Origin of the sequence: Litchfieldia sinesaloumensis (assembly GCF_900156865.1) — a bacterium.
Classification (GTDB): Bacteria; Bacillota; Bacilli; order Bacillales; family Bacillaceae_L; genus Ferdinandcohnia; species Ferdinandcohnia sinesaloumensis.
On the sequence record NZ_LT732529.1, the window covers coordinates 446,832 to 456,998 of the forward strand.

10 protein-coding genes and 1 pseudogene are annotated in these 10,167 nt (G+C 35.9%); 7 read left to right on the plus strand and 4 right to left on the minus strand.

The genetic code is table 11. The features are described from left to right. Nucleotides 1-14: 14 nt before the first annotated feature. Nucleotides 15-746, plus strand: coding sequence for a class I SAM-dependent methyltransferase (locus tag CZ490_RS02165; protein WP_077617343.1), 732 nt, complete (start codon nt 15-17; stop codon nt 744-746). Between the two features lie 388 nt (nt 747-1,134). Here the strand turns inward: CZ490_RS02165 and CZ490_RS02170 are convergent, their stop codons facing one another. Continuing rightward, nucleotides 1,135-1,932: a hypothetical protein gene (locus CZ490_RS02170; RefSeq protein WP_077617344.1), complete on the minus strand. Its 798-nt coding sequence runs from the start codon at nt 1,930-1,932 to the stop codon at nt 1,135-1,137. A gap of 113 nt (nt 1,933-2,045) precedes the next feature. Then, nucleotides 2,046-2,753 carry a BMQ_0737 family morphogenetic spore coat protein gene (locus CZ490_RS02175; RefSeq protein ID WP_077617345.1) on the minus strand — a complete coding sequence of 236 codons (708 nt, stop codon included), beginning with the start codon at nt 2,751-2,753 and terminating at the stop codon, nt 2,046-2,048. Nucleotides 2,754-2,906: 153 nt separating this feature from the next. Here CZ490_RS02175 and CZ490_RS02180 point away from each other — a divergent pair, with 153 nt between their 5' ends. The 4 genes from CZ490_RS02180 to CZ490_RS02190 all read left to right on the plus strand — a co-directional run bounded on the left by CZ490_RS02180 (nt 2,907) and on the right by CZ490_RS02190 (nt 6,691). Further along, nucleotides 2,907-3,230 (plus strand): hypothetical protein, encoded by a 324-nt coding sequence (locus tag CZ490_RS02180; RefSeq protein ID WP_077617346.1) that lies wholly within the window; start codon nt 2,907-2,909, stop codon nt 3,228-3,230. Between the two features lie 71 nt (nt 3,231-3,301). Next, complete coding sequence (locus CZ490_RS22750) at nt 3,302-3,424, plus strand: hypothetical protein (protein WP_268761976.1); 123 nt, start codon at nt 3,302-3,304, stop codon at nt 3,422-3,424. A 64-nt stretch (nt 3,425-3,488) separates the two neighbouring features. Beyond that, complete coding sequence (locus CZ490_RS02185; protein WP_077617347.1) at nt 3,489-4,307, plus strand: FkbM family methyltransferase; 819 nt, start codon at nt 3,489-3,491, stop codon at nt 4,305-4,307. A 17-nt stretch (nt 4,308-4,324) separates the two neighbouring features. Beyond that, nucleotides 4,325-6,691, plus strand: a complete 2,367-nt coding sequence (locus tag CZ490_RS02190) for a glycosyltransferase family 4 protein (RefSeq protein ID WP_077617348.1) — start codon at nt 4,325-4,327, stop codon at nt 6,689-6,691. 24 nt (nt 6,692-6,715) lie between these two features. On the opposite strand, the gene CZ490_RS02195 is transcribed toward CZ490_RS02190, so the two are convergent. Then, on the minus strand, nt 6,716-7,693 hold the full coding sequence (locus CZ490_RS02195; protein WP_077617349.1) for a BMQ_0737 family morphogenetic spore coat protein: 978 nt from the start codon (nt 7,691-7,693) through the stop codon (nt 6,716-6,718). 220 nt (nt 7,694-7,913) lie between these two features. Between CZ490_RS02195 and CZ490_RS02200 the strand changes: the two genes are divergently transcribed. After that, complete coding sequence (locus CZ490_RS02200) at nt 7,914-8,378, plus strand: S-Ena type endospore appendage (protein WP_084795404.1); 465 nt, start codon at nt 7,914-7,916, stop codon at nt 8,376-8,378. A gap of 94 nt (nt 8,379-8,472) precedes the next feature. Continuing rightward, complete coding sequence (locus CZ490_RS02205) at nt 8,473-9,567, plus strand: glycosyltransferase (protein WP_077617351.1); 1,095 nt, start codon at nt 8,473-8,475, stop codon at nt 9,565-9,567. Between the two features lie 189 nt (nt 9,568-9,756). On the opposite strand, the pseudogene CZ490_RS22590 reads toward CZ490_RS02205, so the two are convergent. Continuing rightward, nucleotides 9,757-10,167: pseudogene (locus CZ490_RS22590) on the minus strand (mucin 17-like protein); the annotation flags it as partial.

Consider the following 10,167-nt stretch of genomic DNA (forward strand, 5'->3'; position numbering starts at 1 on the left):
AAGGGGGATTGATCTTGGCCGAGTTTTCAAAAGTAACTATTGGTGATTCTGACTTATATATTTATGTAGAAGAACAAACTGATAAAGGTAGGCAATTGGTAGTTAATCGAGGCATTCTACATCAAAAGGTAACGGATGTCTGGAGAGCTGCTGCTAGCATATTTTCACCAGATCTGGTTTTAGATATAGGATGTGGATATGGAGATGTTTTGTTTTCAACAAAGTACCATGAGAATGCAAGGATAGTAGGAATTGAAGCAAATAAAGAATTTGATTGTTGTTTAGTTAAGTCAAAGAACGAACACATGAATAGTAAGCAAATAGAGCTTAAATACTCCTTAGGTCAACAAGACTTAACTGGGTTGAAATGCAGGAAACTGCTATTTAGGATGAATCTGCAAGGGAACGAGGAAGAAGGACTTAAAGCACTGGAAACGCTTTCTAAGAGCTGTGAAGGAGTTGTGGGGATTGTAGACTTCAATAGTATCTATCTAGAGGAAAATGGTACAAATATAGATAACTTCCTAGCTTATGTTAAAGCTCATTATAAGGTATTTATTATAAAATCCACAAAGAAATTAATCAACTTACAGCCTCTAACACTACCTATTCTTAAACGAACCCTAAAAAAACCATATATCATTACTGACTTATTACTCGTTTCAAATGTAAATCTAGTAACTCTATTAGGCTACAAAAAATCAATCGATTATTTAGATAGAGGCCAGTACTATTTAAATGAATAATTACGTTGTGGGGGATGAACGAGTATTGAAGTCTATTAAACTAGTATATTGGTCTTCATGATGGGTGTGACCGGTTTAAAGTTGTGTTGGAAATAAATGGTTGTAATCGGTGACTGAAGAGGAAAATGCGTCTGGAAAAATAGTGAAATCCACTTCATCAGGGTTATGAAAAAGAAAACGCGTCTAGAAAATGAATGAATTCCACTTCATCAGGGTTATGAAGAGGAAATCAGTGCTCATAACCAAGTAAAGTCCCCTTCATTAAGGCTATGAAGGGGACTCCGCCATTTAAAAAAGCAAAATCTCCTTTATCGTTTTAGAGTGCTTTTAACAGAGGCCAAAACTACTCAAATGATTCTTTATTCAAGTGAACAAAATGAACAACAACCTAATAGTTTACAATAATCTTATTTAGTGAGAAGCTTCCTTTTGGCAGCTCCTTGCTATATACAAACCCGTCTACAACAACAGATTGACTTTCTTCGTTTTTCGTTAGGGTAATATCGAATTGTGGAAAGATAACAGTTTCATTTGGTTCAAGCGGGTTCGGATCTACATATTTAATCCAATACTCCCCATATTCCCTGATCTTCTCTTTCCAGTTTTCATGTAAAAAGACCCAATCGATTTCGGAATCAAGAAGGTCTCGGGATTTCTTTGTACCGATTTTTCCACTAAGTGTGCCTGCATCTTTAGGAGAGAGTTTGAAGCAAATAATAATGTCATGTAAGGCTTCTGTCCCGATATTTTTAATAATAAAATCTCCGATTATAGTTATATCATCATCTTCGGTTTGGGGTAAAAGGGTTGAATAGGCAAAGTGAGCCTGAATGCTAGGGCGTGTCTCAAGTGTACTTTGTTTAGTCTCTTCTACAAGCGGTTTATTCGATACAACTTTTTGCTGAAGCTGTAACGAACGTTGCTTTTCCTCTTCAAGTTCCACTTCTAGCTGCATAATTTTTTCTTTTAATTTGTGTATTTCCTTTTGATATATCTCAATTTGTTGATCCTCAATTGTATATAACTTCTCCTGTAAAAATTGATTCCTCAGTTTTTCTTTTTCGATGTTTGCTTGTAGAGTTTTTAGTTTATGTTCGTAGGATACAATTTCAGATTGATAGTGAATAATACGTTGTTTTAATTGGATGCTGTCTTCCGAGCGTCCCGGCTGCTGTCTTTGTTTCACATGTATCCCTCCTCTCCATTACAAGTTATGTAATGCACCTAGAATTTGTGTTTGTGACCATAAAAATAAACTAGACTGTTGATGTTTCAACAGTCTAGCTTAACCAGTTCCGCTTAGTGAGCAGGAAAAACTTCTGGACATTGTGGAGGGAATTTTTCTGTTGGACATAATACGATATCTTCTAGGATTTCTTCACGTGGTTGGCAGTGTCTAGCTTCGATTTCAAGCTTAACATCAGCTTCAGTTTGAACTTCTAGGCAAAGAGTAAGGTTGATATCAAGTTGTTGAATATCTGGTTCACAAATTAATGTTGCATCGCATTCAGCTAATGAAACATGTACGTTCAAATCTGTTCCTTCAGGAGCACATAATAAGAATGTTTGAGTTGTTACGAATGGGATAGGAGTTTTTGTCATACATACAGTATCATCCATGTCATCAAGAATTTCTACTGTTATAAAGCCTCTTATTAGAGTTTTCACTCTTTGAAGCGTCACTTGATCACCGTTCGGTAATGTTACAGTAACTGGTTGGCGTTGACCGATTTCTGTAACAGTCACTTGATTCTCATCTTGGAAGCCAGTATCAATCGGATTACCTTGTGCGTCACTTAAGAAACAATTAACAGACCCGTCAAATCCGCTTAGTTCAGTACATAAATCTGCTAATGTGCGTTCTGTAGAACCGTTGCATTTAAATTTAACTGGTAGATCTCCAGTGTATGATTGATTCACATCTATCTGGCGAGTAATCCAGTCATACACTTTTCGTGTGAGTATACATACTCGTTCTGTGTCTCTATCTTTATGCTTATAACCCACTTGTGTGTTCCTCCTTTTTGTTGTAATAACCCTTGGGTATAGGGGCTACTGTATAGTATGTAAAAGCTAGTCATGTGTGCTGTGACATTAGCGGAATTTTCCTCATATGATATGAGGAATCAAACATTGATTAAGAAATGAGGAGGTATGAAAATGAATCGAAATACGAGTAATCCGGTGATTTTACAACAAAAAATTATCCATCTACAAGCAGAGTTATCAAAATATAAATCAATGCAAAAGGATCAATTGTTTCTTGAAAATCAAAAATTAAGGGAGCAAATCAACCAATTAAAGTCTGAAAATGAGCTGCTAAAGCAACAATTTGTGTCTACAAATATCCGAGAGGCAGAAAAATCAAATCCTGTTCAGCACACTAATAAGATACACCGAGCGCGTCCTACGAAAAGTGAAGCGAAGGAAATAGAAAGTGGCTGGTTCTTTAGTAACCTCATCCATGAAAACAGTAAAAAATAAGTAGAACGTGGAAAACATTATTTACAGTCTGGACATATACTAACATTATCCTAATCTATGGAGGAATGAACATGGATAACAATAAAAAGAATCATCCTTCAGACACTGTTAAGGTTTTTTCTTCCTCTAATAAAAGCAAACCTGTTAAGAAAAAGTCTGGTGGCTGTGGGTGTAAGAAGGTACGTAAGCAGTAAGTAATAAACCTCTCATCAGTTTTAGTATATGATGGGAGGTTTAACTTGTTAAGGAGTTGGAATTATGGAGAAAGTGCAAATAGGAACAACACCATACGCAATTTTTGTAAACGAAAATGATCAAAGAGCACAATGGCTAAGAAACGCAAATGGAATAACTCAACCAGAAATAACAGAGTTTTGGAGACGGAGTGCAAATTATTTAAAACCAGAGCTGATCCTTGATATCGGAATGAATTATGGAGAGATTCTATTTTCTACTGAATATGGGCCAACAACAACCATAATTGGGATTGACGCAAATAAAGACCTGGAGCCTTTTATAAAAGAATCTAAATTATCTCATCCGAATAGTGGTCAAATACAAACATTTTTTGCTCTAGCTTCGAACGAAGTACATGACCAGCACGCATTTTATGTTTCTCCTTCATGGACTGGTACATCCTCTGCAATCCTTAATGGAAATGCACATCATTATAAGCAAAAGTCTGTGCCATCCATCACTGTTGATAGCATACTTGATTCAAGAAAATATAATACTGAAAAAGTCCTTTTTAAAATTGACGTTGAGGGCTATGAAGAAAAGGTAATGAAAGGAATGACAAGTGTATTAGGTGCAGCCAATAAAGTTATAGGAAGTATAGAGTTTGCAAGTATAGCAATGAAAAAGTCTGGTTGTAATTTACAGGAGTTTTTAGATTGGATATCATCCTCTTTCTCGATTCACATACACGGTGGAAATAATTCATTGTTTTCAGTTGAACAGAATAGTCTTGCGAGATTACAAGAGTTTTACCAAAAAGAGGAGATTCATACTGATTTATTCCTCTTCTCAGATAGCCGGTATCCTGAAGCACTGGGGTATAGGGTGACTGAATTATAGAAAGGGAGTATAAAGATATGCGAATTGTACAGATTTCTACAGATACAATCCCGGTTCCTCCTCCAAAATATGGGGGAATCCAACGAGTTGTACATTGTCTAACTGAAGACCTTGTAAAAATGGGACATGAAGTTTTTTTATACGCTCCAAAAGGTAGCCAGACCAGTGCAACTTTGATTCCATATGAACATAAGGGTCCAAACAATCAAAAAATCGCTGAATTCGTACAAAAAACCCTACCATCTTCTATTGATATCATTCACGATCATACTCATTTTTCAATTATTGATCAACTAAACTTACCGACTCCAACAATCAGTACGGTTCATATCAATAACAGTAATTTTCCGCAATTTCCAGTATATATCAGTCAAAGGGCATTAATAGACGTTGGGGACAACCTTGGATATTGCATTTACAATGGCATTGATATGAAAGAATATGAGTTTTGCCATAAAAAACAGGATTATCTATTATATTTAGGTGAGGTAAGCCCTAAAAAAGGCATTCATCATGCATTGGATATCGCCGATAGAACACAAAGGGAACTAAGGATAGCGGGGCCAATCTTTGACCGTCAGTATTTTAAAAAAGCAGTAGAACCAAGGATGAAAAGTAATCAAAATATTAAGTATGTTGGGGAAACAGGAGGATTAGAAAAGCAAAAGCTTTTAAAGTATGCAAATTGTCTGTTATTCCCGATCACGTGGAGAGAGCCCTTTGGGTTAGTTATGGTGGAAGCAATGGCATGTGGTACTCCAGTGCTTGCCTTAAATAATGGTTCCGTACCTGAGGTATTAGGTCCCTTTACGGATTTAATTTGCGAAACACCGTTAGAAATGATAGAAAAGGTTGAAAAACAATCATTCCCAAGACCAGAAGTGCTGCGGAAATATGTTGAAGATACGTTTTCAAAAGAAGTAATGGTAGAGTCCTATGTTGACCTTTATCGCAAAATAGTTAAAGAAAAAATACCACCTATTAATCTTAATAACAAAAACTTTAACAAACCGCATAACAAAAACCTTCTAAAAACAGAATATGAAACGGTGACCAGGTTTCTTGAGCAAGGAAAAGTTAAACAGGCAAAGGAATTGATTCTTGGAACCTTTACAACATCTAAACCATCCGTTGATTTTTGCTGCTTACTCGGCCTTTGCTTTAAACAAGAAAAACGGTATCAAGATGCTGTTTTTTGGTTTGAACTTTCACTAAAACTTGATACAGAGGAATACATTGAGAAAAAAAATAGTACGTGGTTTCCACATGCGCAACTTTGCATTTGCTACTATCGTTTATCAGAATATGAAGAAGCAAATCATCATAATGAAATAGCACTAAGCTTTTTACCGAGTAGTTCCTATTTAAAAAACAATAAAATGTTACTTCAACAAAAACTCAAAGATAATTCTCTTAAACAATTAAAAATTGTTCAAGTGGCACCTGATATTTATTCATTACCATCTATATATGGGGGGATTGAAAAAATCGTATTTGAACTTACCGAGGAACTATGTGAGCTTGGCCATGATGTTTATTTATTTGCTCCAAAAGACACGAAAACAAGTGCCAACCTAATTCCATATAGCCATCAAGGAACATGGAAATCAAATGAAATTGTTAAACAAGTGAAAGCTAAGCTTCCAGAAGATGTGGATATTATTCACGATCATACACATTACTCTTCGGTTGGAAAGAATATTATTGAAGTACCAACCGTTTGCTCTATTCATATTTCTTCAAAAAATGATGTCAAAAATCCTGTTTATGTAAGCGAATATTTACTTAATAAACTGGGTAAAAATGAAGGTCATTTTATTCATAATGGTATCAAACTGGAAGAATATCAATTTAGTGATAAAAAGGAGGATTATTTTTTATATTTTAGTAGACTTAGCAAACAGAAAGGGACTCATTTTGCCCTTGACATATGTGAACGAGCGAATTTGAAATTAAAAATGGCTGGACCAATCTCAAATCAACAAGAATACAAAAAGGAGTTTGAATCAAGGATATTATCGAATTCAAACATTGAATACTTTGGAACAGTTGGTGGCCAAGAAAAACAAGATTTACTCAAATATGCAAGATGTATGTTATTTCCAACGAATTGTGATGAAGCATTTGGACTTGTCATGATCGAAGCAATGGCTTGTGGTACACCTGTTTTAGCTCTTGCAAATGGTGCAGTTTCTGAGGTGTTAAAAGGCTTCCCCGAGTTGATTTGTTACAGTGTAGAAGAAATGAGGGAAAAGGCACTAAATTTAATATTTCCTACACCTACTGAATTAAGAGATTACGTCCATGAACGGTTTTCAATTGGCAAAATGACAGAAAAATATGTAAATTTATATCAAAACCTTATTCAGAACCATAAAAAATAGGAGTTTTACTGGAAACTCCTATTTCTACTTGGAAATTAATGGACAATCTCTTGGTATCTCGAGAGGTGGACAAATGGTAGTGTCCTTTATATCCTCTCTAGGGTTACATAAAGTTCCAAATACTTTTACCTTCACGTCTCCTATAACCTGAATACTTTGACATATTTGAATGAAGATTTGGACTTTTATACAATTTGATTTCTTGTCGAGTTGCGGCATGATCTTTACTTTACATTCAAAATCAGTAATTTTACATTTAAGTTTTGTACCGTCTGGTGCGCATAGGTGAAATGTTTCATATTCAAGAAAAGGGAAGGTACATACCATGCAAACTTTATTTTTCGAATTAAGGAATTTTACAGTGATAAAGCCTGACTTCAAAACGGTGATTTTTTGTAAAGTAACCTTTTTGCCATTTTGAAGTGTGAGTTCAGTATTTTCTCGAGGGTAATCTTCGTTTTGTTCTTCACATTTAATGGACTGATGATCATATGGGTCCAGAGGATTTCCTTTTTCATCAGACAGGAAGCATATAGCGTCTTTTATATCCATGTGACAAGGTTCTTCTTCATGAGTGTAGTGAATATTCACTTCAAATTCTCCACAGCAGCATATATCGGATTTCTTTTCTTTTCCATGACATTGAATCTCGATGTGTTTAACCTTCCCAATTGTTCCACAAAAGGATTGGCCTTCACAAATGGAGTTTATTTTTTCTCCATTAACAAAAATGTCTAATTTACATCCACAAGAGGAAGTCAACTTAATTTTAATTGTTGCTGTAACATGATCAATCCCGTATCCTTTCCAAAGAAGTGTTCGGGAGTTTGAATTACATTTAATTTTAAAATCACAGCATATACAATCTTTAAATTTTTCTTTTCTTTGTGGAAAAGAAATAACTTCTTTTTCCTTAATATGAACAACTCGATTTACCCAATCGAATACCTTTTTTGTACGGATACAATGTTTATGTTCACTTTTTAATTCTGCGAGCTGCAAGTAGTACTACCTCCTTTCGTACAGAATGGTCTTTTTAGTATATGGCTACTGACTATTATTTGTACTAGGCAAAAGCTCCAACCGTAGTAAATATCAAGATTTTATATGTAACTTTATTTCATAAACACTTTTTATTTGAAAATATAGTAAATATGCCGTTTCAAAACATACATAGTAGAAATACAAATATATGGATTAAATTAAACAGGAGGTGCAAATAGTGAGAAATTTTCATGATTCTTGTGATTGTAAAGACTGTAATGATTGTGGAAAAAAACACAAGGATTTTAAAAAGGAATCCTGTGATTTTGTCAAAGACAAACTTTGCTGTGAATGGTGTATTCCACGAGGTCAGAGGCAAAATGTTTATGTTACTACTGGCGTAAATGTATTCGCTTCAGGTTTTGTATCTGTAAACTGTGATGGCGAGAGTAATGTTCTTGTTAGGTTCTACAAGGACAATAGTCTTGCGTCAGGACCGTTTACTGTTTCTGGAGGAAGTTGTATGACATTTACAGCTGCAAACTTTAATAGAATTGAAGTCGAGTGCCCGAGTGTAGCTGGAAGTGCTCCACCTCCAAATGGAGACGACGATTTCTGCTCAGGAAAAATCTGTGTTACTCCACGATACCAGGTGAAATGTGATTCTCATGATCGTGATCATGAGGATTGTGGCTGTCACTAGTTTTAATTATACGGGTATTGATTTGTCAAAATCATACCCGTATTTATGTTATGAAAACAGATAAATGGAATTAATAGGCTGGGAGGTACCAGATTTGATCACAATTAGTTTATGTATGATTGTAAAAAATGAGGAAGCAACATTATGGAATTGTCTAAATTCTGCCAAGGATATTGCCGATGAAATCATCATTGTTGATACAGGGTCTACAGATCGTTCAAAGGAGATCGCAAGAGAATTTACCGACAAAATTTATGATTTTGAATGGGTTGGCGATTTTGCACCAGCACGAAACTATTCCTTTAGTCATGCAACTATGGATTATATTTTATGGTTAGATGCAGATGATGTACTTTTTGAAGAGGACCAGAAAAAATTCTTAGAATTAAAGAAAAACTTAGATCCATCTGTTGATTCAGTTTCAATGATTTATAATTATGGCTTTGATAAGTATGGAAATGTAACATTGAGTTTTCGAAGAAACCGATTAGTCAAAAGAAGCAGAAATTTTCAATGGTATGGGGATTGTCATGTGTATTTACAAGTAGATGGAAAGATATTGGATACTGATATTTGTGTGTCACACAAAAGAGTCCACCATTCTACAGGAAGAAACCTTTCTATATATGAAAGTAGAATAAAACGAGGAGATACATTTAGTCCTCGTGATTACTATTACTATGCAAATGAACTGGATGAAAACGGACATACTGAAAAAGCGATTGAAAACTACTTGACCTTTTTAGATATGAAGGCTGGTTGGGTAGAGGATAAAATCGCTGCATGTGGAAGATTAGCAGATTGCTATGGAAAATTAGGCAATACGGAAAAGCAAAAAGAAGCTCTTTATAGATCCTTTGAATATGATGTGCCACGCCCTGAGATTTCCTGCAAATTAGGTTATTTATTGAGAAGTAAGAAAAACTATAAAGCTTCCAAGTTTTGGTATGATACAGCAATAAATTATGAGAGACCACAAGATAATTGGGGTTTCTTTAATGAGGCGTATACGACCTGGGTACCACATCTAAATCTTTGTGTTTGTTACTACTACCTAGGAGAATATGAAAAAGCCTATCTTCATAATGAGATTGCAAGGAAATATCGTCCTGAAGATGAGAGTGTTATCAATAATAAAAAATTGTTAGAGCAGAAATTATCATCTTTGAAACAGGTTGAAAGTAATTAGGCGTAAGTTTATACTTATGCCTTTTTACATAATATTATAAAAGTTCTCGTAAGGCATACGTACATTTTTCGATTTAGACTTCTCTTTATGGATGAACGCCGATACAAGCATGAACCTTTTTCAATAGAGTATATAGAAACTATTTGAAAGAGGTGAATATATCTTGTCAGGTATTAGATTTCATAATGATCACGATGATGATTGTATGTGTTCAAAATGCTGTATAAGTGGTCCAAGGGGTCCTAAAGGTAAACGAGGTCCAACAGGACCACCTGGTCCGACAGGTCCGACGGGACCAACTGGAGTAGCAGGTGCAACAGGTGCAACAGGTCCGACAGGTCCAACAGGTCCAACAGGTCCAACAGGTCCGACAGGTCCGACAGGTGCAACAGGTCCGACAGGTCCGACAGGCCCAACAGGTCCAACCGGTCCGACAGGTCCAACCGGCCCAACAGGTCCAACAGGTCCGACAGGTCCAACAGGTGCAACAGGTCCGACAGGTCCGACAGGTCCGACAGGTGCAACAGGTCCGACAGGTCCGACAGGTCCAACCGGCCCAACAGGTCCAACCGGTCCGACAGGTCCAACCGGCCCAACAGG